The 23,106-nt window shown below is 68.9% G+C and carries 11 protein-coding genes; 6 read left to right on the top strand and 5 right to left on the bottom strand.

Features of this window, described 5'->3' with window-relative positions:
- The first annotated feature begins 211 nt into the window (after positions 1-211).
- From ABFK29_RS02465 to ABFK29_RS02440, 6 genes are all read left to right on the top strand, one after another.
- The gene (locus ABFK29_RS02465) at positions 212-1,339 is read left to right on the top strand and encodes a Gfo/Idh/MocA family protein (protein WP_005862652.1); all 1,128 of its coding nucleotides are present in this window, start codon (positions 212-214) and stop codon (positions 1,337-1,339) included.
- The gene (locus ABFK29_RS02460) at positions 1,303-2,319 is read left to right on the top strand and encodes an NAD-dependent epimerase/dehydratase family protein (RefSeq protein ID WP_005862650.1); all 1,017 of its coding nucleotides are present in this window, start codon (positions 1,303-1,305) and stop codon (positions 2,317-2,319) included. The genes ABFK29_RS02465 and ABFK29_RS02460 overlap by 37 nt, the downstream gene beginning before the upstream one ends.
- Positions 2,316-3,557, top strand: coding sequence for a glycosyltransferase family 4 protein (locus ABFK29_RS02455; protein WP_005862648.1), 1,242 nt, complete (start codon positions 2,316-2,318; stop codon positions 3,555-3,557). Before ABFK29_RS02460 ends, ABFK29_RS02455 begins: the two co-directional genes overlap by 4 nt.
- The gene (locus ABFK29_RS02450) at positions 3,554-4,525 is read left to right on the top strand and encodes a glycosyltransferase (protein WP_005862647.1); all 972 of its coding nucleotides are present in this window, start codon (positions 3,554-3,556) and stop codon (positions 4,523-4,525) included. The genes ABFK29_RS02455 and ABFK29_RS02450 overlap by 4 nt, the downstream gene beginning before the upstream one ends.
- A complete protein-coding gene (locus ABFK29_RS02445; protein ID WP_005862645.1) occupies positions 4,526-6,625 on the top strand; it encodes an NAD-dependent epimerase/dehydratase family protein in 2,100 nt (699 codons plus the stop codon).
- 171 nt (positions 6,626-6,796) lie between these two features.
- Positions 6,797-8,476, top strand: coding sequence for an exopolysaccharide biosynthesis protein (locus ABFK29_RS02440; protein ID WP_347100001.1), 1,680 nt, complete (start codon positions 6,797-6,799; stop codon positions 8,474-8,476).
- A 168-nt stretch (positions 8,477-8,644) separates the two neighbouring features.
- Here the strand turns inward: ABFK29_RS02440 and ABFK29_RS02435 are convergent, their stop codons facing one another.
- The 5 genes from ABFK29_RS02435 to ABFK29_RS02415 form a co-directional block, all read right to left on the bottom strand.
- Positions 8,645-9,973 carry a GumC family protein gene (locus ABFK29_RS02435; RefSeq protein WP_005862641.1) on the bottom strand — a complete coding sequence of 443 codons (1,329 nt, stop codon included), beginning with the start codon at positions 9,971-9,973 and terminating at the stop codon, positions 8,645-8,647.
- Positions 9,974-10,239: 266 nt separating this feature from the next.
- Positions 10,240-10,881 carry a 4'-phosphopantetheinyl transferase superfamily protein gene (locus ABFK29_RS02430; protein WP_005862638.1) on the bottom strand — a complete coding sequence of 214 codons (642 nt, stop codon included), beginning with the start codon at positions 10,879-10,881 and terminating at the stop codon, positions 10,240-10,242.
- A 118-nt stretch (positions 10,882-10,999) separates the two neighbouring features.
- Positions 11,000-15,565 carry a MupA/Atu3671 family FMN-dependent luciferase-like monooxygenase gene (locus tag ABFK29_RS02425; protein WP_005862636.1) on the bottom strand — a complete coding sequence of 1,522 codons (4,566 nt, stop codon included), beginning with the start codon at positions 15,563-15,565 and terminating at the stop codon, positions 11,000-11,002.
- Positions 15,552-16,541 carry a glycosyltransferase family 2 protein gene (locus ABFK29_RS02420; protein ID WP_005862633.1) on the bottom strand — a complete coding sequence of 330 codons (990 nt, stop codon included), beginning with the start codon at positions 16,539-16,541 and terminating at the stop codon, positions 15,552-15,554. The genes ABFK29_RS02425 and ABFK29_RS02420 overlap by 14 nt, the downstream gene beginning before the upstream one ends.
- A gap of 3 nt (positions 16,542-16,544) precedes the next feature.
- Entirely contained in the window at positions 16,545-22,985 is a 6,441-nt protein-coding gene (locus tag ABFK29_RS02415; protein ID WP_005862632.1) for a type I polyketide synthase, read from the bottom strand.
- Positions 22,986-23,106: the final 121 nt, after the last annotated feature.

The raw sequence follows: 23,106 nt of genomic DNA, 5'->3' as shown, positions 1-23,106 counted from the left end.
GGATCGAAGGCATATGCCGTGCCGAAACTGCAACATGGGGTGCAAAAAACGCGCAGATGATGCTGCGCCGCCGCAGCGCAGCGGGTTTGGAGAAAGGATGCCGTCTTCTCGCCATGATTGGCTGCGAGAAATGGCGCAATCGTTAAGGGGGTCCGCTGGTGGTTGCGGAACATTGGACAATCGGGGTGCGTGGCGCCGCAAAGGTGGCGGCATGACGGACAGGGTTCTTCTGCTCGGCTGCGGATTCGTGGCCGATCTTTATGCGCGTTCGCTCGCCACTTTTCCGGGGATCGAGGTCGCCGGGGTCTACGACATCGACACGGCGCGGCTGACGGCGTTCTGCGCGCATTGGAACATGCCCGCCGCCGCCTCCTTCGAGGGGCTCCTGGCCATGGCGCCGGGGGCGCTGGTGCTGAACCTCACCAACCCCGGCACGCATTTCGGGACGTCGCGCGCCTGCCTGGAGGCCGGGCACCCGGTCTATTCGGAGAAGCCGCTGGCCATGACGCTGGAGGACGCGAAGGCCCTGCACGCCCTGGCTGCGGAGAAGGGTCTGGCACTGGCGTCCGCGCCCTGTTCGGCGCTGGGCGAGGCGGCGCAGACGCTTGGACATGCCCTGCGCCGCAACCTGGCCGGCACGCCGCGCGCGATCTACGCAGAACTCGACGACGGGTTCATTCCGCAGGCGGCCTACGACAAGTGGCTGTCGGAGTCCGGCGCGCCCTGGCCGGCGGAGGACGAATTCCGTGTCGGCTGCACGCTGGAGCACGCGGGCTATTACCTGACATGGCTGATATCGTGGTTCGGGCCGGTGCGCCGCGTCGTGGCCGCCAGCGCCGAGACGGTCCCGCCCGCCGACAAGGGCGGCGGCGGCCCCTATGCGCCCGATGTCTCGGTCGCGGTGCTGTATTTCGAGAACGGGCCGGTGGTGCGGCTGACCTGCTCCATCGTCGCGCCGCACGACCACGGCATCCGCATCGTGGGCGACGCAGGCGTGCTGTCCTGCAAGGCCGCCTGGGACAACGAGGCCAAAGTGCGCTTTGCCCGCCGCCTGACCCTGCGCCGCCGGTTGTTGGAACATCCGTTTCCGTCCCGCGTGAAACTGCCCGGACCGACACATCCCAAGGTCAAACGCTGGGGCGCGGCGGCGATGAACTTCATGCTCGGCCCCGCCGAAGTGCTGGACGCGCGACGCGAAGGACGCCCCTGCCGGATGTCCAACGACTTTGCCCTGCATCTGACGGAGGTGACGCTGGCGATCCAGAACGCCCGCGAAGGCGCGGCGGTCGACATGACCACCCGATGCGCCCCGATGGAGCCGATGCCATGGGCGCGCTGATGGCCATCGCCGTGACCGGCGCCAGCGGCTATGTCGGGCGCGCCTGCGTGGCAGAGGCGCGGCGGCGCGGCCATCCGGTGCTGGCTGTCACCCGCAGCGCGCCTCCGGCGGACTGGGCACAGGACGCGGGCATCACCGCGCTGCAACTGGATCTGACCGCGCCGGAGGCGGCCGAGCGGCTGACCGGTGCGCTGGCCGACGGCAGCGCCCTGATCCATGCGGCGGCCCATCTGGGCGACGATCCGCAGGCGCTGGCCCGGGACACGTTGCTGGCCAACCGTGCGGTCCATGCGGCCTGGGTGGCAAAGGCGCCGCGGCTTGTGCTGATCTCATCGCTTGCGGTCTACGACACCGACCGGCTGCACCCCGGCGATGCGCTGACCGAATCGAGCGCGCTGATCCCCCTGCCCGACGCCAGCCTGCGCGGCGCGCGCGATCCCTATGCCGGGGCGAAACGCCTTCAGGAGGCGATGTTTCTGTTCGACGAGCGCCTCGACGACGACTGGATTCTGCGCCCGGGCGCGATCTGGGGACCGGGGCGGTCCTGGCACGCGCTTCAGGGCTTCTGGGCGTCGAAGCTGTTTGTCACCATCGGCTCGGAGGGCGAGCTGCCTCTGGCCCATGTCGACCATGTCGCCGGCGTGGCCCTGCACTGCGCCAAGACGGCCCCTGTCGACGTGTCGGTCCTGAACGTCTTCGACGACGACCGGCCCACACGCGCGCGTTTCCTCAGGGCGCATCGCCGCGCCTATGGCTGGCCCCGCTTCAACGTGACCGTGCCCTACGGCGCATGGATGGCATTGGTGCGCCTACTGAAACCCCTGGCCCATCGTCTGCCCGGCCTCTTCCGCGAACCGATCCTGCGGGCAAGGATGATGCCGCTGCGCTATCCCAACGCCGCGTTGCGCAGTGCCCTTCCGGGTGAAGACACCGAAAGTTTCGAGGGCACGATGGCCCGCACGCGGGAGGCCGAGACATGACCCTGCCAAAGCTCGCCTACCTGACCGGCGAATATCCCCGCGCCTCCGACACCTTCATCCAGCGCGAGGTGGCCGGCCTGCGCGCGCTGGGCCACGAGGTCCTGACCTGCTCGATCCGCGCCACCGGCGCCGAACACCTCGTCGGGCCGGAACAACGCGAAGAGCACAAGCGCACGTTCAAGGTGCTGGCCGCCTGCAAGGGGCCGCGCCTCGTGACCGCGCACCTGCGCTGGATGGTCCGCCCGAAGCGCTGGCTGCGGGCACTCGGGCTGGCGTGGCGGACCGCGCCGAAAGGCGTGAAGGGGCGACTCTACAACCTGATCTACTTTGCCGAGGCGGGCGTGCTGGCCGACCACATGGCCCGCAACGGCGTCACGCATCTGCACAACCACATCGCCAAGGCGTCCTGCACGGTGGCCATGCTGGCCTCCGAACTGTCCGGCATCCCCTACAGCTTCACCATCCACGGGCCGGACATCTTTTTCGAACCGCACCACTGGCGCATCGACGAAAAGGCCGCGCGCGCTCGCTTCGTCGCCTGCATCAGCGACTTCGCCCGCTCGCAGCTCATGTGCTTTGCCGATCAGATGCACTGGGACCGTTTCCACGTCATCCATTGCGGCGTCGATCCCCAGCGCTACACCGCCGCGCCGCACGACGGGCAAGACCTGCTCTTCACCGGTCGCCTGGCGGCGGTGAAGGGTGTGCCGGTGCTGCTGCACGCGCTGGCAAAGCTGAAACCGGATCACCCGAACCTGCGCCTGACCCTGATCGGCGACGGGCCTGAACGGGTGGGCATCGACGCGCTGGCCCGGCAACTCGACATGCACACCAGCGTCACCTTCCTCGGCTACCGCAGCCAGGCGGAGGTGGCAGAAGCACTGGCAGAAACCGACATCTTCACCCTGCCCAGCTTTGCCGAAGGCGTGCCCGTCGTCCTGATGGAAGCGCTGGCCTCCGGCGTGCCCGTCGTCACCACCCAGATCGCGGGCGTGCCGGAACTGGTAGAGCACGGCGAAACCGGCCTTCTGGTGCCACCCGGCGATGCCGATGCGCTTGCTGCGGCCATCGCCACGCTGCTGGACGACCCCGACCGCCGCCGCGCCATGGGCGCCAAAGGCGCCGCGAAGGTCGCCGCCGAGTTCGACCTCGCGCAGGAGGCCGCGCGCCTCTCCGCCCTCTTCACCGCCTATACCGAAGGCGAGCAGCCGCCAAAACGCCCGGAGCCGCGCACATGACCCCCGTGGATACACCCGTCGATGTCGTTCTGATCGGCCGCAACGAAGGCGACAGGCTGAAAGCCGCTCTGGCCTCCGTCGCCGGGCAGGCGCGGCAGATCGTCTATGTCGATTCCGGCTCCACCGACGGCAGCGTGGCCGCGGCGCAGGACGCGGGCGCAAAAGTCGTCAACCTCGACATGACCCGCCCCTTCTCTGCCGCCCGCGCCCGCAACGCGGGTTTCGACGCGCTCGATGCGCCCGAATACGTGCAGTTCATCGACGGCGACTGTGCGCTGGTGCCCGGCTACCTCGACGCCGCGCGCAGCTTTCTGGACGAGAACCCCGGCACCGGCATGGTCACCGGCTGGCGGTCCGAGATCCACCGCGACGCCTCGGTCTACAACCAGCTTTGCGACTGGGAATGGCGCCGCCCCGCCGGAGAGATCGCGGCCTGCGGCGGTGACATGATGGTGCGGGCCGGCCTCTGGCGCGACGTGGGCGGCATGAAGCCCGAGGTCATCGCCAGCGAAGACGAAGAAATCTGCGTGCGCTTCCGCAAGGCGGGCTGGACGCTCTACCGCATCCCGCACGAGATGACGCGCCACGACGCCGCCATGACCCGTTTCGGCCAATGGTGGTCCCGCGCGGTGCGCACAGGTCACGGCTTTGCACAGGTCGGCTACCTGCATCCGGAGTACTTCTTCGTCGAACGCCGCCGCGTGCTGATCTACGGCCTTGCACTGCCGCTGCTTTTCCTCGCGGGCCTGCTGACGACCCTCTGGCTGTCTGCCGCGGTCCTCGCCGTCTACGCGCTGAATTACGTGCGCACCGCGCAGGGGCTGATCCGCGACGGGCTGCCTGCGGCGCAGGCTTGGCGGCACAGCCTGTTTCTCACCCTGTCCAAGATTCCAAACCTCATCGGCATGGCCCGGTTCCACACGCGACGCGTGCGGCGATCGGACATGCGCATAATCGAGTACAAGTAGATGTCAAAAACCATTCCCATCGGCCTGATCGGCGCCGGATACATCGCAGACTGGCACGCGGACGCTCTGAAGGCGACGCCGGGGGTGCGAATCGCCGCCGTCTGCGACCCTCGCGAATCGGCGGCGCAGGCGCTCGCGCAACAACATGGCGCGCAGGTATTCACAACTGTGCAGAAAATGATCGAGGCGCGCGTTTGTGAGGCAGTTCATATCCTCACTCCACCCAACCTGCACGAGCCCATTGCGACAGAATGTCTCTCTGCGGGGCTCCATGTGCTTGTGGAAAAACCTGTTGCCGAATCAAGCGACGCGACCCGCCGAATCGCCGAAGCCGCACAGGCGGCGGGCCGATTCTTCGCACCCGGACACAACTTCCTCGGGCTCCCGTCATACCTGAAGCTGAAAGAAACGATGCAGGCAGGGGATTACGGGCGAATCCACACGGCCGAGATCACCTGGGCCCTGCCGCTCGCCCCGCTGCGCTCCGGCCCTTACAACCTGTGGCTGTTGAGGAAACCGGAAAACCTGCTGCTCGAACTGGGGCCGCACCTCTTTGCCTTCGCCCATGACCTCTTTGGCCCGGTGACCGTTACCCACGCCGAAGCCGGCCATCCCGTCATGCTCCCCGGCGACGATCCGCGCCCGCAATCCTTCCGCATTCTCGCCCGCGCGGGACACGTCAATGTGCTGTTCCAGATCGCCATGGTCGAGAGTGTGGATGACCGCTCCGTCACGCTGCGCGGTTCCTCCGCCCGGGCGCGGCTCGACTTCGCGTCCGACGTGCTGACCGTCGAACGGGAAAACGCCGCCGACCTCGTGATGAACCCGCTCCGCCGTCAGCTCGACCTCTCCGGCCAGCACCTGAAGAACGGCCTCCGCAACGCCTGGACGCAGGGCAAGTCGCTCAACACGAAGAACCCCTACGCGCAAAGCTTCCGGGGCATGGACGCCGCGATCTACGGCGCCATGGCGCAGGGCAGGCAGCACCCGTCCTTCTCCGCCGACAGCGCCGTCGCCGTGATGCAGACGATCGACGATGCCATCGCTTTGCTCCCCGAGGAAGTGACGCAGGTCGCCGCACCGGCCGTCTCCACGCGCAAGCCGCAGCCCACCGCGATGGTCATCGGCGGCACCGGTTTCATCGGCCGCGCCCTGACGCGCCGCCTTGTCGACAACGGCTACGATGTGCGCGTCCTGTCGCGCGGCAAGAGCGGCCCCTTCCCCGACCTGCCCAACAGCGTCGAAACGGTGGGCGTCAGCCTCTACGACCTCGACGCGCTGACCGAGGCGATGCAGGGCATCGAGGTGGTCTTCAACCTCGCCCGGTCGCTCGAAGGGACATGGGCCGACGCTCTGATCCACGATGTCGGCGTCGCCACCCGCATCGGCATGGCCTGCGAAAAGGCGGGGGTGAAGCGGCTGGTCTACACCGGCACCATTGCCTCGTACGACATGTCCGATCCGACACGGACCATCACCGAGGTCACGCCCTTCCCCGCCGATATGACCGACCGCAACATGTACGCCCGGTCGAAGGCCGAATGCGAACGCCAGCTTCTGAAGCTCCACAAGGAGCGTGGCCTGCCGCTGGTCATCGCCCGTCCCGGCATCGTCGTGGGTCCCGGCGGCCCGCTTCAGCACTGGGGCATCGCGCGCTGGCACGGTGCGGGCGCGGCGCGCATCTGGGGGCCGGGCACCAACACCCTGCCCTTCGTGCTGAACGACGACATCGCCGACGGTCTGATCGCCATGATCGACGCGCCTGTGGTGGGCGAAAGCTTCAACCTGACGGGCGAACCGATGCTGACCGCGCGCGACTACTTCGACGCGATCAACGAGCGGCTGGGTGCGCGCATCCGCGTGTCCTCGGGCAACCTCACCGCGTTCTACGCCTCCGACGCGGTGAAATACCTGCTGAAGAAACACGCGCTGCGCCGCAAGGGCGTGGTCCGGCCGTCGCTTGCCGACTGGAAGAGCCGCGCGCATTTCTCGCCCTTCGACAACGCGAAGCCGAAGACGCGGCTGGGGTGGCAACCGGAAGCGGACCGTGCACGCTTTATCGACCGCGCCATAGGCGAGGCGGGGCTATTCGGCTTCTGACGGGGGTGTGATGGTGCCGAATGGTAAACAATCCCTTCGGATCACCATATTATGGCCAGAATTGACTGGTCTAAAGGGCCTGAACGCTTGTGCCCCTTCGCGGGGCGCAAAGATATCAACTGGCGCAAGCGCCGCCTGCGCCAGATGGGCAGGAGCCCGAGGGCACAAGGCATGAACATGATGGACAGCCGCAAGTTTCGCCGCAAGCGCAAGCCCCTGACGACCGAAACGCCCTCCCCGCAGGAGGACGCCTCGAAGGACATGGCCCCCGTTCCCCCGCTTGAAACGCGGGAAGAACGGCTGGCCCGCCGCGCCCGCGAAGAAGGCGAGGGGCAGACCCGCCCCGACCCGGACGCCGCCCGCCAGGCCCGCGCCCGCGAAGCCGCCCGCATCGCCGCCGCCGCAGCCCGCCAAAAGGCTGAGGCAGAGTCCAAAGCGCAGGCAGACGCCCAACGTCGGGCCGAGGAACAGGCCCACGACGAAGCGGAGGCGGAAGCCCAGCGTCAGGCTGAGGAACAAGCCCGCGCCAAGGCAGAAGCGGAAGCCCAACGTCAGGCAGAGGAACAGGCCCACGCCGAGGCCGAAGCGGAAGCCCAGCGTCGAGCCGAAGAACAAGCCCGCGCCGAAGCGGAAGCGGAAGCCCAGCGTCAGGCTGAGGAACAAGCCCGCGCCAAGGCGGAAGCAGAAGCCCAGCGTCAGGCTGAGGAACAAGCCCGCGCCAAGGCGGAAGCAGAAGCCCAGCGTCAGGCAGAGGAACAGGCCCGCGCCAAGGCGGAAGCGGAAGCCCAGCGTCAGGCAGAGGAACAAGCCCGCGCCGAAGCGGAGGCGGAAGCCCAGCGTCAGGCCGAGGAACAAGCCCGCACCGACGCGGAGACGGAGGGTCGGCGGCGGAAGCTCGCGGAGGCGCGGCAGGCGGCAAAGCTGCGCCGCGCGGAAGAGGCCCGGCGCGCCGCCGAGGCCGACGCCGATGACGCCGACGATGAGGACGAAGACGGCACCGCCGAACAGGCCGACACGCCGGTCGCTCGGCCCGCACCTGCCATGCCGACGCTCGCACTCACACCAGAGCAGCGCAGCCCGGCGGCTGACCAGACACCCCTGCCGCAGTCCACGCGGCTGCAGACAGACACCGCGTGGCGCGACCTTCCCGTGGCGCGTTTCGAACTCAGCCAGCTCAACCGCCACCGCGTCGTCACCGCGGACCGGCTCGACCCCGCGCACGCCACGTTCGACGTGCTGCGCACGCGGCTGATGCACACATTGTCCGAACGCGGGTGGAAGCGGGTCGCCGTCACCTCGCCGGGCAAGGGCTGCGGCAAGACGTTCACGGTCGCCAACCTCGCCATCTCTCTGTCACGGCAGGAAAACACGCGCACGCTGGTGATGGACTTCGACATGCGGCGCCCCAGCCTGCACCGCGTTCTGGGCGTCGACAGCCCCGGCCCCATCGGCGACGTGCTGCGCGGCAAGCTGGCACCCGAGGACCACCTGATCCGATTGGGCGAAAACGACTTCAACGCCGGGCACAACATCGCCTTCGGCCTGAACACCGTGACAGAAGCCTACGCCTCCGAACTGCTCCAGGACCCGCGCACGCGCGTCACGCTGGACCGGATCGAGGAGGAACTGCGGCCCGACGTGGTCCTCTTCGATCTGCCGCCCGCGCTGTCCTATGACGACGTCATCGCCTTCCAGCCGCTGTTCGACGGCGTGTTGCTGGTGGTCGGCGGCGGCCTGACGACAGAGCGCGAGGTCAAGGAAGTGGAACGCAGGCTCGGCACCGAAACGCCGCTTCTGGGCATGATCCTGAACAAGGCCGAAGGCGTCGACGTGGAGCGCTACGCTTACTGAACGGCGCGGCCCCGGCCGGTCCCGGCGCCTGCGCGCGCTACAGTCTTCCCCAAATCACATCCAGACCCGGTCCAACAGGTAACCGCGGCAAGGCCCCACCGGCCCGCCGCGGTCCCGTTCCCGTCCGATCCCCACCAGAACGGGAAACGTGTTCGGGTTGGATGAGGATCAGCCCCGAACGGCGCGGCGCGGTGCCCCGCCGCCGAACAGCGCGCCCAGGCCTGAGATCTTCGTCAGCCAGGCCGCCACACCGCCGACCAGCGCGACGATGCCCAGGGCCTTGGCCAGGAACTTCAGGCCGCCCCACGTCCGGTCGCGGCGGGTCGAGATCACCGGGATAACGACAACCGGCTGAATGCCCAGCACACGCTCCATCTGTTTCTGGGTGCGGATCGCGGGGTTCATGATCTCGAACACAAGCGCCACGATCAGACCGGCGATCAGGCTGGCGACGGCGCCCATTCCGGCGATCTTCTTGCGGCTGGAGGTGACCGGATCGTCCGGCACCAGCGCGGTCTCAAGCACTTCGTAGCGGCCCGCGGCCTGCCGATCCTGCAACGCCTGGCCCATCTCCGCCTCGGCCTTGCCGCGGGTGATCACGCTGTACTGGTCCTTCAGACGGTCCATTTCGCGCTCCAGCTGGCCAAGCTGGCGCTCGACCTCCGGGGCAGAGGCGATCTGCCCCTCGATCTCGGTCGCGCGGGCGGCAACCAGCGCGCGCTGGTCCTCAAGCTGGGCAACCTGCCGGGCCAGATCTTCCGGCCGCTTGCGGGCGGTATCGCCCTGGATCGTGATGATCTCCTGCGACAGGTCCAGCTCCGTCTCGCGCAGCGTCGTCAGCTCGGTGCGCAGTGCGGCGACACCGGCGGGCAACTGCGCGGAGTTGGCCTTCTTGTAGTCGGCGATGCGGTCTTCCAGCGCGACGATCTCTGCATCCACGCGGGCTTCCTCGGTCTGGTAGAAGGCCAGCGTCTCGCTCGCCTGCTCGGCCGACCGGTCGCGGGATTCGGCGATGACCTTGGTCATCAGGTCGTTGGCCACGACGGCGGCCTTCTCCGGATCGGGCAGCATGACGGATATCATCAGCCCCGAGGGCGCCTGCGCGGCAGCGGAGAAGGTCGGTCCGGGGCGGGTGATCGGGGTGATGCGCGCGGCCTGCCGCATCATGTAGATGCGCTCGCCATCGTTGAGCGCCGGATCTTCGGCAAAGAGGTCGTACTTGTCCATCAGGCTCACGAGGTTGTCCCGGGACATCAGCCGCTGCTCGATCAGTTGCAGCCGGCGCGACGCTTCATTGGCGTCGGCGGCGGTGCCCGTGGCGGTGCTCGTGACGCGGGCGTCCTCGATCTGGACCACGGCGGTCGCCTCGTAGACCTTCTGCTGCATGAGCGCGTAATCGACCGAGATCACGCACCCGACAAGGAAGATGCCGAGGATCACCCAGGCGCGACGGCGCAGGGCGGCGAATACCTCTCCGACAGATTGAAACTGGCTCATGTCACACACTCCCGCAAAGTTGGCCCCCGATGCGGAGAAGGTTGCCCCGATCCGGCCAAGGGTTTGACCGATTGCGACCGAGGTGCGCCCTCTTCTCGCCGCAATCTAGGCCATCTGCCATATTTAAGCCACGCCCGGATGGCCGGTGTTCCGGAAACAGAGCGTCGCCAAAACCTGAAACACCGCCACATTTCCGCCGCAATTTCCGCAGGATAGACAGAATGCCGCGATCCAGGCGGGATTGAACACGAAGCGTCCGTCCCATGCTAGGCTTTCGACCGGCTGACCGACAGGATCAACCCGCCGCCGACCGCCTGCGCGACGCAAAGCGGCCGCCGCGATTCGGGCGGAATTGCGGCCACCTCCGGGTGGTCGGTGTAGCGGGCGCATCCTTCGGCAAGGTCCACCTCGATGCCGTGGAGACCGTGCATCACCCGGGTGTGGGGATACTCCGCCTTGAAGACTGCCTCCTTGGCGGAGAACACGCGGACCGCCGGTGTGCCGTATTCGGACGGCAGGCAGATCTCCGGCACCAGATCCGGATCGAGGGGTTTGTCGGCCTCCAGATCGATGCCGAGCCGCACCGGAGACCGCGCGACGGCGGCGACCGCAAGCCCTGCGGCATGGCTGATCGACCCGGTCAACCCGGCGGGCCAGAGCGGCAGCCGGTCGGGACCGGCGGGCAGGTCGGTGGGCCGGTCGTCCGGTCGCAGGCCGGCCAGCGCGCGGCGGGCCGCGAGGCGCCCGGCGGCGAATTCCTGCCTCCGGGCGGGCACGGCCCGGGCGACCGAGGCCGCTTCGGACGCCGAAAGGACAGCGTCCTCGTCGAGCCGGGAGATTCCCCAGTGCACATCTGGTGTATGCAACTGGCATACGAGAGCCAGCAGGGTCTGTTCGGCCTGTGTCATGGGTGGCCTTTTCCAGTGCGGTTTCGGGCCGCTGGCGCGGCCCGACCCGCCGGGGGGCGCCGCCCCCCGGACCCCCCGAGGTATTTCGGCCAAGATGAAGTCGGATGCGGGCATGGGATCAGGCGCGCCTGCGGCTGCGCATTTCGCGCCGGCGGGCCATGGCGTCGGAACGGGCGCTTGCCCGGGTGGCGGCGGTCTGTTCCGGCATTTGCGACACGGCGACCGGCTCGGGTCCCGGCGCCGGTGGCGCGGTCCGTGCCGGCACCGCCTTCGGCACGACCGGGCCGGCCAGTTCCGCGACCCGTTTGGCGAGGTCGGAGAGGACCGGCAGGCGGAAGATGTCGGTGATCGAGAGCTTCACCGCGCCCAGTTCCTCGCGGATGGCGCGGTGCACCTGCACGGCGAGGAGGGAATGGCCGCCGAGGTCGAAGAAGTTGTCCGTGCCCTTCGGTTTCTGCACACCGAGGTAGCGTTCCCAGATCGCGGCCACCTGCGCCTGCACGGCCAGCGGGTCGGCGCCCTCGCCGGTGGCGGAGGCGTTGGGGACTCCGGGCGCTGCTATGGTGCGGTCCGGTTTCCGGGTCGGCTTCTGACCCGTTTTCTGGCCGGATTTCTGGCCCGAGTTCGCGACGGAAACGGCTTCGGGGCGCGGCAGGGCCTTGCGGTCGACCTTGCGGTTCGGGGTCAGAGGGAAGCGCGCCAGCGCCACGAAACGGCCCGGGACCATGTAGGCCGGAAGGTCCTTCGCCATGGCCGCCTTCAGCGCGGCTTCGTCCTGCGGGGTGCCGGTGTAGTAGCCGACCAGCCGCATGTCGCCGGGCGTGTCCTCGCGTGCCATGACGACGGACTGGGTGACGCCGGGCAGCGCTTCCAGCACGGCCTCGATTTCGCCCAGTTCGATGCGGTGTCCGCGCAGTTTCACCTGGTGGTCGACGCGGCCGACGAAATCGATCCGCCCATCCGGCCTGCGGCGCACGAGATCGCCGGTGCCGTACATCCGTCCCGGGTGGAAGGGGTTCGGCCTGAAGCGTTCGGCGGTCAGGTCGGGGCGCTGCCAGTAGCCGCGCGTCACGCCCTCGCCGCCGATCCACAGCTCGCCCTCCATGCCGATGCCGACGGGCTGCCCGGCCTCGTCCAGCACGTAGAGCTGCTGGTTGGCGAGCGGCAGGCCGATGTTGACCACCTGCTCGCCCGGTTCGGCGCGCGTGCAGGAGGACCAGATCGTCGTCTCTGTCGGGCCGTACATGTTGGTCACACGCGCCTTCGTGATCCGGGCGAATTCCGCCACCAGCGCGCCGGGGAGGGGTTCGCCACCCAAGTATACATGTTGCACACTTTTCAGGGCAAAGCGCGCCTCGTCGTTCAGCGCGATCATCCGTGCCATCGACGGCGTGCATTGCAGGTGGGTCACGCCGTGCCGCACGATCTGCGCCGCGATGGAGAAATCGTCCGGCGCCAGTGTACGATCCTCGTTGGCTTTGGCCACGACCTTCGCCAGCGGGCGCAGCCCTTCCAGCACCACGTCGCGGTCGATGCCGTAGTCGATCAGGCAGGCGACTTCGGACACGCCGATGGCCCGGACCTCCTCGACCCGCGCCAGCGCGTCCTCCACCGTGCCGAACAGGCCGCTGTCGTTGAAGTAGCGTTCGAAGGCGAAGTCGAGGATGGCGTCCAGTTCGTCCGGCTCAAGCCCGTCGAGCTGCAGGTCGAAGGCGTTCGACACGCCCTCAGGCCGCTTGAAGGCGGGAAAGGCCCAGGCGTATTGCTTGATGAGGCCCGCCGCCGAGTTCAGGTAGTCCTTCATCGGGCCGCGGGCGATTTCGCGGGCGTGGTCGCGGGTGTCGGAGATGAAGGTGTGCAGCATCAGCGTCACCTTGAAATCCGCCGGGTCGTGGCCCGCTTCGCGCAGCGCCGCGTGGTAGAGGTCGATCTTGCCCTTCACCTCGGCGACCGACTGGCCCAGCAGGTGGGTCAGCACGTTGCAGCCGTTGGCGCCCGCCTCCTTCCAGGTGGCCGGGTTGCCCGCCGTCGTCACCCAGACCGGCAGATCGGACGACACCGGGCGCGGCTGGGTCACCACCTCGTGCAGCGATCCGTCCTTGCGGGGGAAGGCCACCGCCTCGCCGCGCCACAGCTTCCGCACGGTGTCGAGGTCGCGCATCATCGCGGGCTTGTTCTCGGGCGGGGTGTTCTCGGGGCGCAGCACGAAGTCGTCGGGCTGCCAGCCGCTGGCGATGGCCATGCCCGCGCGCCCGTTCGTCAGGTTGTCGATGACGGCCCATTCCTCGGCGATGCGGGCGGGATGGTGCAGCGGGGCCACGACCGATCCGGCGCGCACGCCGATGTTCTTCGTCACCGCAGCCACGGCGGCGCCGGTCACAGAGGGATTCGGGTAGGGTCCGCCAAAGGCGTGGAAGTGGCGTTCCGGCGTCCAGACCGCGACGAATCCGTTCTCGTCGGCGAACTTGGCACCCTCCAGCAGGAGCGCGTACTTGTCCCGCCCCGCGCCGTCGTCATTGCCCCAGTAATACAGCGAGAAGTCCATCCCGCCCGCCGTCGGCATCGGCCCCTTCGAGATCATGCCGCGGTCCTCGTCGCCGGTCAGCACGACCGTCATGCCGCGCGCCGTGGTCCAGAACAGCTCCAGCACCGAAATGTCGAAGGACAGGGAGGTGACGGCCAGCCAGACGCCCTCTGCCGGGATATGCTGGTCCATGCCGAGGTAGAAGTTCACGGCGTTGCGGTGTTCGACCATGACGCCCTTGGGCTTGCCGGTCGAGCCGCTTGTATAAATCATGTATGCAAGATCGGAGGGGCCGCTGACAGGCGCCGGGTTGGCGTCGGGCATGGTGTCCAGCCGGGGCTCCGCGTCCAGCACCAGAAGGGCCGCATCGTGGCGGGGCAGCTTTGCGTCCAGCTTGGCCTGCGTCACGATCACCCGCGCGCCGCTGTCCTCGACGAAGTGCTGAAGCCGGTCCGCCGGGTAGGACGGGTCCATCGGCAGGTAAGCGCCGCCCGCCTTGAGGATCGCCAGCGCCCCGACCATCAGGTCGACCGAGCGCGAGGTGCACAGACCCACGACCTGCCCTGCGCCGACGCCCAGCTCGCGCAGCAGATGCGCGGCGCGGTTGGCGCGGGCGTTGAGGTCGGCATAGGTCAGCTTCGTATCCTCGAAGATCAGCGCCACGGCGTCCGGAGTCCGGGCCACCTGCGCCTCGAACGCGGTCTGCATCGTCAGGCTGCGGTCGTGGTCGAGACCGGTGGCGTTCCATTCCTCCACGACCTGCGCGCGCTCTTCCTCCGGGAGGGGCAATTCGGGCGTCACGGCCCAGCATTCCAACCGCGCGGCGAGGATCTCGGCCATGCGCGGCGCAAGCCGGCCGGCGTCGTATGTCAGCGCCCCGGTTTGCAGGTCCACCGTGACCACCGTGCCCGGCACGTGGCCGCCGCGGCTGACGCCGATCTCCGGCATCTCGGGCCAGGACAGCTCTGGCGCGCGGGCAAACAGATCGGTGGCGAAGGGCAGCGGTTCGGACGGCTCCGCCGCGCAGCGCCACAGCGCCCAGTCGGACACCAGGTCGGACCCCGTGTGCCAGGCAAAGGCAAGGTCGACGACCTCAAGCCCCGTCACGCGCCGCGCCCAAAGCGACACCGCCGCCTCCGACACGGTCTCAAGCTCCAGCGCACGGATCTCTCCCGGTGTGCCGCCCGCGCCCGGCACCGTGGCCTGCGCGTAGGTCCTGAAGGCCGCGCGCGCGGCCTTTTCCGCCCGCACCGCGTCCGTCGCATCGCCCACCGCGCCCAGCGGCAACACGTCCCCGACCGAGGCCACCTCGGACGCGTCCACCGGCATCCCGCAGATCCGCGTCAGCCCGCTCAGCGCCAGCGCGCCGCCGCCGCAGGCCACGACCAGCCGGTCGCCCGCCTCCAGCACCGTGCCGGGCGCGGCGTGGCTTTGTTCGACCCTTGCGCCCCCGACCAGCCACAGCGCATCGCGCGACCGCAGTTTCGCGGCACACAGCGGGTTCCAGTAGGGCCCGTGGTCCAGCGCGCGCACCAGCCGCTCAAGCTCGGCGGCGGGCCGAGTGAAGTCCAGCAAGCCGAAGCCGGCAGGCCGGTCCTTCAGCGCGTGATACGTGCGCTGCGACAGGTCCTGCGGCTGGCGTTTCAGGCCGGTCTCAAGCTGGTCCAGCACCTCGGGGAACGAGGCCATCGCTGCCTCCCACGCCTTGGTGTTCAGCGTCAGGGCGGTGTCTTCCGGCGTCACGTCGAAGCCGCGCTGCACCAGCACGTCGCCCTCGTCCACGCCGCCCTCGATCATGTGCCAGGACACGCCGTGCGTCGTCTCGCCCTCGACCAGCGCCCAGACCGGCGCGTTCAGCCCGGCGTGGCGCGGCAACGGACCGTCGTGGAAGTTGACGGCCCCCGACGCCGCGCAGCGCAGCACCGTGTCCGGGATCATTTCCAGGTTGGCGATCGACAGCAGCCAGTCGAAGGTGCCCAGCCGGTCCGAGAGGCCGGGGCCGTAATCCTCCACCCGCAGGCCGCGCCCCGTGGCCCAGCGGCGGACGTCATCGCTCTTGGTGACGACCGCGCGGATCGCGTGGCCGCGCTTCAGCACCATCTCGGCGCATTGCACCAGCAAAGATTCGTTTCCCATCAGGACGCAGTCAAACGCGGGCATGGTCTTCCCTCCGTTGCGGGCCGGCTGGCCGCGGAAGCGGGCGCAGCATGGCTTTCAGATCGTGTTTCACGAGATCGCGCAGGAAATGCGCGGGATCGGTGGACGGCTTGTCTTGCAAAAGCACCCTCAGCCGCCACAGCAGCCCACCGGCCACATGCGCGGCGGTCGCGGCCATGGCATAGGCCCGCCCGTGGTTCTTCGAAAAGTAATGCCAGCGGCTGTCCAGCCAGAAGCCGGGCACCCGCTGCCACCGGCCCATCCCGGTGGAGACAGAGCCGATGTGCACGACTTCGCTTTCGCATACATAATGTATACTGCTTCCAGCGCGCACGGCGCGCAGGCACAGATCGGTTTCCTCGAAGTACAGGAAAAAGGTCTCGTCGAAGCCGCCGATGCGGTCCAGCAGGCTTTGCCGGATCATCATCGACGCCCCGGCCAGCCAATCCACCGGGCAGGTCGCCTCCGGCACGCCCAGCGGCACAGTGTACGCGCCCAGCAGGCGGCTGATCGGGCCAACCCGTGCCGCGCCTTCCAGCTCCGACGCGACAGAGGGGAAGCGGAAGGCGGTCCAGTGCGGCTCTCCGTCCTCGCCCACGATGCGCGACCCGGCGATGCCCACCTCCGGATGGGCCTCCATGTGGCGGGCCAGCGCGGCAATCGCGCCGGGTGCCGGGAACGCGTCGGAGTTCAGCAGGTAGACGTAATCCGGCGCCGACCCGTCCGCCATCCGTGCCGCGATGCCCACGTTGTTGCCCGCGCCGAAGCCGCCGTTGTGCCCCGACTGGATGACACGCACGTCCAGCCCCTCGGCCTCCACCGCCGCGCGGATCGCCTCATAGGACCCGTCGCCGCTGTCGTTGTCGACGCAGACCACATCGGCCGCGATGCCGTCCAGCGCGCCCAACGCCGCGCGCAACGACCGCAGAGTCATCTCCGGCGTCCGGTAGTTCAGGGATACGACCAGCACACGTGTCATGACCTACTCCGCCGCGTGGCCAGGGAAGCGGACCACCTCGCCGCCGCCCAAGGGCGCGACCTCTGCCGCCTCTATGGCGTCGCGCATCAGCGCCGCCAGCACACGCACGTTGGGCTCCAGCACCATGGAATCGTGATCGCCCGGCACCTCGTGGACCTCGACCTGCGGCGCAACGCTGCGCCAGTCGTTGTCCTCCAGCACGTAGGTGCGTTCAGAATTGACCAGCCGCCCGCCGGACACCTTCCACTTGCCCGACAAGGGGGGCCGGTACAGCACCAGCCGCCCATCCCATGGATGCACATTGTATGCAGCAATCGCGCGGTAGAACGCCGCTTCGATTTCCGCGTTGTGGAAGCCGTGCGGCTCCTCCGTCACGCCGGTCTGCCGACGTTTGGCAAATTCCCAGGCGATGCGGTTCTTCGCCCAGACGAAGGGATACGACAGGCCTTTTTCGCGCGCCTTGTGGCCCTGGATGATCAGCCGGTCGGTCAGCGACAGCGGACGGCGCTGCGGCAGCGGCGTGTCCAGCATGACCACCAGCGACACCGCCTGCCCCGCGGCCTCCAGTTGCCGCGCCACCTCGTAGGCGGTGATTCCCCCGCCCGAGAACCCGCCCAGCATGTAAGGCCCCTCAGGCTGCACCTGCCGGATCTCGGCGATATAGTCGCGGGCCGCCTCTTCGATCGTCTCGTGCGGCGCCTCGCCACCGTACAGCCCACGCGCCTGCACGCCGTAGAAGGGCCGGTCGGTGCCCAGCAGATGCGCAAGGTGGCGCAGGTTCAGCACGTTGCCGAACATGCCCGCGATCAGGAAGAACGGCTGCCGCGCGCCACCGTCGCCGTCGTGCATGGCGACGAGGTGCTTGAACCGCCGCACCGGCGCGGCCTGCACGTCCGGCGTATCGCCGCCGACCGGGCCGATCTCCGCCTCGATCAGCCGGGCGCAGGCGCGGATCGTCGGCGCCTCGAACAGCACGGATATCGGGAAGTCGACGCGGAACGCCTTCTTGACCATGGCGAACAGGCGCACCGCGATCAGCGAATGCCCCCCGAGATCGAAGAAACTGTCCTCGACGCCCACGTTCGACACGCCCAGAAGGTCCTGCCAGAAGCCCGCCAGCCGCACCTCGATCTCGCCCTCCGGCGCGACGAAGTCGCTGTCCAGTTGCGGCCGGTCGAAGGACTGGGCCGCCGTGCTTTCGACAACCTCCGCCTGCCGGACCAGCGACGGCAGATCCATCGAGGACACGACCACCTGCCGCTCGCCCGAGGCCAGCACGCGGCGGAACGCCTCCGCCCCTTCGTCGGGCAGGATGCCCTGCGACAGGTTGTGGGCCAGCCGTTCCTCGGCGGGCGACAGGGCGTGCGCGGTGCCGGGTTCGTCGAACTCCACCTCCGCAGATGTCAGGCGCGTGGCCGACAAGGCGTCCGGGCTGTCCAGCTTGCGGATGGTGAAGCCCTTCACCTCTGCCACCACGGTCCCGTCCATGTCGCACAGCGTCACGTCGAAGGAGGCCGACGTGCGGTCGGCGCGGTTCTCGGCGGCGTTGCGCACCCAGGACACGATCCGGTCGGGCAGCGGCGCGTGCACCTTGACCGAGGCATAGCGCACCGGCACCCACAGGTGCATCGCCTGGTAGCCTTCGATCAGATCCATCGCCCAGCCTGTGGCGATGTCCAGCAGCGCCGGGTGCAGAATGCAGCGGTCGTCCTGTGCCACGGCGCCCAGCGACAGTTCCGCGATGCCCTCGCCCCGGCCCAGCGCCGTGCGGTCCAGCACCTTCCAGCGCGGACCGAAGGCCAGGTGGACCTCCTGCGCGGCGGTCATCTTGCCGCCGTCGCCATCGCGTTTCAGCGTGCAGCGCGCGCGGATCGCATCGAGGTCCAGCGCCTCGGGCCGGGCCAGCGGCATCAGCGACAGCGCCCCTTCGGCATGGGCGGCATAGCCCTGCCGTCCGTTCAGGCTCACATTCGCCAGAACCGCGAAGTCATAGCCCGAATCCGTCCGTTCCAGCCGCACCTTGACCTCGCGCGTGCCCTGCTCCGCCACCTTCAGGGGCCGCAGGAAGTTCAGGTCGCGCACCTCAAAGGGGCCGTCCTCCCGATGGGCGCGCAGGGCGTGCGCGGCCAGCGTCAGGTAGCCTGTGCCGGGCAGCAGCGCGTCGCCCGCGCGGGTCCGGTGCTCTCCGATCCACCAGTCGTCGACGGACCAGTCGGCGCGGAAGACGCGGTTGCCCAGATCGTCGAAGGTGGCAGTGTCGAGCATCGGCAGCGCCACATTCGTCACCGGCGCCTTCGGCAGGTCTCCGGTGCGGGCGGCCACGGCCTCTGCCGCCATGCCCACCTCGTTCCAGATGCCCCAGTTCAGCGCCACGACCCGGGTCTTGCCGGATCGCGCCTGCGCAAAGGCGTTGAGGAATTCGTTCGCGGCGACGTAATCCACCTGCCCGGCGGGCGCCGTCACGGTCGAGGACGAAGCGAACAGCACCATCCAGTCGGCATCGCCGTCGGGAAAGACCTCGCCCAGCACGTCGGTGCCGTGGATCTTCGGCGTGAACACGTCCTCGACACTGGCCGGGGTCTTGGCCAGCATCGGCGCGTCGTCGATCACGCCCGCGCCATGCACGATGCCGGTGATCCGGCCAAAGGCCTTCTCGACCTCGGCGCGCACCTCGCGCACCCGCGCGGCGTTACAGACGTCACCGGCCAGCACCATGACCTCCGCGCCCTGCGCTTCCAGCGCCATGACGGCGCGGATGCGCCGCGCGCTCGGGTCCTGCGGCGCGTGCCGCATCAGGTAGTCGTCCCATTCCGACCGCTCCGGCAGGGCCTTTCGCGCCAGAAGCGCCAGTTTCGCCCCGCGGCTGGCGAGATCGCCCGCCAGCGTCAGGCCGATGCCGCCGAAGCCGCCGGTGATCAGCACCACGCCGCCCTCGGGCACCTCCGTGGCCGGAGGCAGCGCCACCGGCTTCATCGCGCATTCGTACCGCCGGTCGCCGCGCAGCGCGGCGATGCGGTTGTCCGGCTCTGCCAGCAGTTCCTCCAGCACCCGCATGTCGAGCACGTCCAGCGCCGCCGTCCGGGCCGCCTCTGCCTTGCCGTGCGCCCAGAACGGCGCGTCTTCGGCCACGGGCAGCACCACGTCGAGCGTGGAGACCGTCACCCCGGACAGCTCCTTCGGCATGACCCGTGCCGGACCGGCGATGGTGGCCTTCGCCGGGTAGGGCAAAGGTTCGTCGCGCAGCCGGGCCGCGCCGTTGGTCACCACCGTCAGATGCAGCGGCCGCGGCGAATTCTCGGCCTCCAGCGCCTGGGCAAGGAAAAGCAGCGCGTAGAACCCCTGCTCCTGCACCCGGTGGAAGAAGGACGACCCGGGCCGGTGCCCCTCGCCCTCCGTCAGAAGCCACAGATGCGCGATGCGGGTGGGCAGCAGCCCCCGGGCGGAAAGGTCGGCGACCAGCAGGTCATAGGCTTCGCGCCCACGTTCCGGCGCCACCACGTAGTTGCCGTCCGGCAATCGGGCAAAGGCGTCGCCGGGGCGGACCTCCACCACGTCGTGACCGGCGGTGCGCAGGCGGGCCGACACGCGGGACCCCACGCCCGCCTCGTCGCGGAACACCAGCCAGACCTGCCGCTCCGCGTCTTCCAGCCCGTGCGCCACGTCGACCTCGACCTCTGCCGCACGCGGACGCCAGACGGGTTTCCAGCCCCACTCCGCGATCTCGTCGCTGCGCATCAGGTAGCTCGTGCCCTGTTCGCGCGCGGTGCCCGGCGCGATGAAATAGCTTTGCCGCTGGAAGGCGTAGGTCGGCAGGACCACGCGCTTGCGCCGCGCCGCGCCCCAGACCTGGCCCCAGTCGATATCGACGCCCAGCGCGGCCAGCCGCCCCAGCACCTCGAACATGAACCGGTCGTCGGGCACGTCCTCGTCGCGGTGCCGCAGGCTGGACAGCACGGCCTGCGCCGCCACGTCCGGATGCTGCCGCGCCAGCGAGGACAGCGCCTTGCCCGGTCCGACCTCAAGGAACACGCGCCCCTCGTCCGCCACCGCGCCGATGCAATCGCCGAACAGCACCGTGCTGCGCAGGTGGGCCACCCAGTAGTGCGGGTCGGTGGCCTGCGCATCGGTCATCCGCTTGCCCGTCACGTTCGACGTCAGCGGCAACACCGGAGCGCGCAGCTCCAGCCCGCGCAGGTAGGCGCCGAACTCTTCCAGGATCGGCTCAAGCATCCGGCTGTGCGCCGCCACGTCGATGCCGATCCGCTGACAATCGATGCCGTCGCGCTCAAGCCGGGCGCGCAGGTCTTCCAGCGCGGCCACCGGGCCGGAGGCCACCGACAGTCCCGCGCCGTTCACAACCGCAAGGTCCAGCGTCTCGCCCAGCATGGGGCGCAGGGCGTCCGCCGACAGCGCGACCGACAGCATCCCGCCCGGCTCCACCGTGTCGAACAGCCGTCCGCGCAGGTGCACCAGACCGATGCAGGCCTCGAAGGTCATCACGCCCGCAAGGCAGGCGGCGGTGTTCTCGCCCATGGAATGGCCGGTCAGCGCCACGGGTGTCACACCCCAGCCCATCCACATCTGCGCCAGCGCGTATTCGGTGATCATGATCAGCGGAAGCTGCACCGAGGGCCGCAGCAGCGCCCGGTCCGCCTCGGCGGCATCGCCCTCCGGCAACCACAGGGCGCGCAACGCCTCCGCCTTCTCTGCCGCCAGACCGCCCGCGACCCCGGCCTCTAGCTCTGCCAGATGCTCCAGCCCGCGGTCCATCCACTCGGCAAAGACCGGCTCCGTCTCGTAGAGGTCGCGCGCCATGCCCGCGTATTGCGCGCCGCCGCCGGGGAACATGAAGACCACCTCGGGCCGTTCAAGCGCCTCGTGCAGGTGCCGCCGCCGCGCGTCGCCGTCCAGATAGCGCGCCGCCTGCTCGTGGGTTTCGGCGACCACAACCATGCGCTTTTCGAACGCCCGGCGCCCTTCGCGCAGCGTGTAGGCCACATCCGCCAGCTTCTGTTCCGGATGCGCGCGCAGATGCGCCGCCAGCCGGGCCGCGTTGTCCTCCAGCGCGGCCTTCGTCCGGCCCGAGACGGTGAGGATCTGGAACGGCCAGTCGCTCTCTTCGCTGGCGATCTCCGGCGCTTCCTCCAGCACAACGTGCGCATTGGTCCCGCCCACGCCGAGCGAGTTCACCCCGGCGCGGCGCGGATGCGATCCGCGCTCCCATGCCGTCAGGCGGTCGTTCACCACGAAGGGCGAGCCCTCGAACCCGATGGCCGGGTTCGGCTTCTCGTAGCCCAGCGACGGCGGCATCTGCCGGTGGTGCAGCGCCAGCGACGCCTTCACCAGCGACGCCACGCCCGCCGCCGTGTCGAGGTGGCCGATGTTGGTCTTGACCGACCCGATGCGGCAATGGCCCACCGCATCCGATGTCTCGTGGAAGGCTTCCGTCAGGGCGGCGACCTCGATGGGATCGCCCAGATACGTGCCGGTGCCGTGGCATTCCACGTAATCCACCGTGTCCGAGGTGACGCCCGCCACCGCCTGCGCCTCGGCGATGGCCTCTGCCTGCCCTTCCACCGACGGCGCGAGGTAGCCCGCCTTGGCCGAGCCGTCGTTGTTGACCGCCGTGCCCTTGATGACCGCCCAGATGTGATCGCCGTCGGCCACCGCATCCGCCATGCGGCGCAGCACCACGACACCCGCGCCCGACCCGAACACCGTGCCCTGCGCCCGGTGATCGAACGCATGGCAGGCGCCGTCGGGGCTGAGAATCTCGTTCTCTCGGTAAAGATAGCCGCGGTTCTGCGGCAGCTCGATCGTCACGCCGCCCGCAAGCACCATGTCGCATTCGCCGTTCAACAGCGCCTGCACCCCGTAGTGCACCGCCACGAGCGAGGTCGAACACGCCGTCTGAAGGTTCACCGAAGGGCCCTTCAGGTTCAGGATGTGCGACAGGCGCGTCGTCATGAAATCCTTGTCGTTCCCGGTGTGGCGCAGCAGGAACATCCCCGTGCTGTCCACGAGATCCGGGTTCGAACAGACGTTGAAGTAGAAATACGACCCCATCCCGCAGCCGGCGAAGACGCCGATCCGGCCGTCGAAGCCCTCGGGCACGTGGCCCGCGGTCTCCAGCGCCTCCCAGGCGCACTCCAGGAACTGGCGGTGCTGCGGATCCATCACGCCCGCGTCCTTGGGCGACAGCCCGTAGAAGTCCGCGTCGAACATCTCGAACCCGCCGAGCGGCGCGGCGAACGGCACATAGTCGCGGTGGCGCATCAGGCCGGGATCTTCGCCCGCCTCGCGCAGTTCCTCTTCCGACAGACGCCGTATGGAGGACACCCCGTCACGCAGATTGCGCCAGTAGGCGTCGATGTCTGCCGCCCCGGGAAGATGCGCCGCCATCCCCACGATCGCGATGTCGTTTTCACTGAATGCGTCCGTCATGCCCAAAACACCGTGCCCTTCACTACGCCACCTCTCCCGACAGTCTCTGCGCGGTGAATGCGGCGATTTTTAGGTAAACACCCCGCAAATAGTCTGATTCGCGGGGGTCTTGTCTTTGATC

Source organism: Sagittula stellata E-37, from assembly GCF_039724765.1.
Lineage (GTDB): Bacteria > Pseudomonadota > Alphaproteobacteria > Rhodobacterales > Rhodobacteraceae > Sagittula > Sagittula stellata.
Note: the sequence above shows the minus strand (reverse complement) of the source record. Positions and strands in the feature narration are given on the sequence as shown.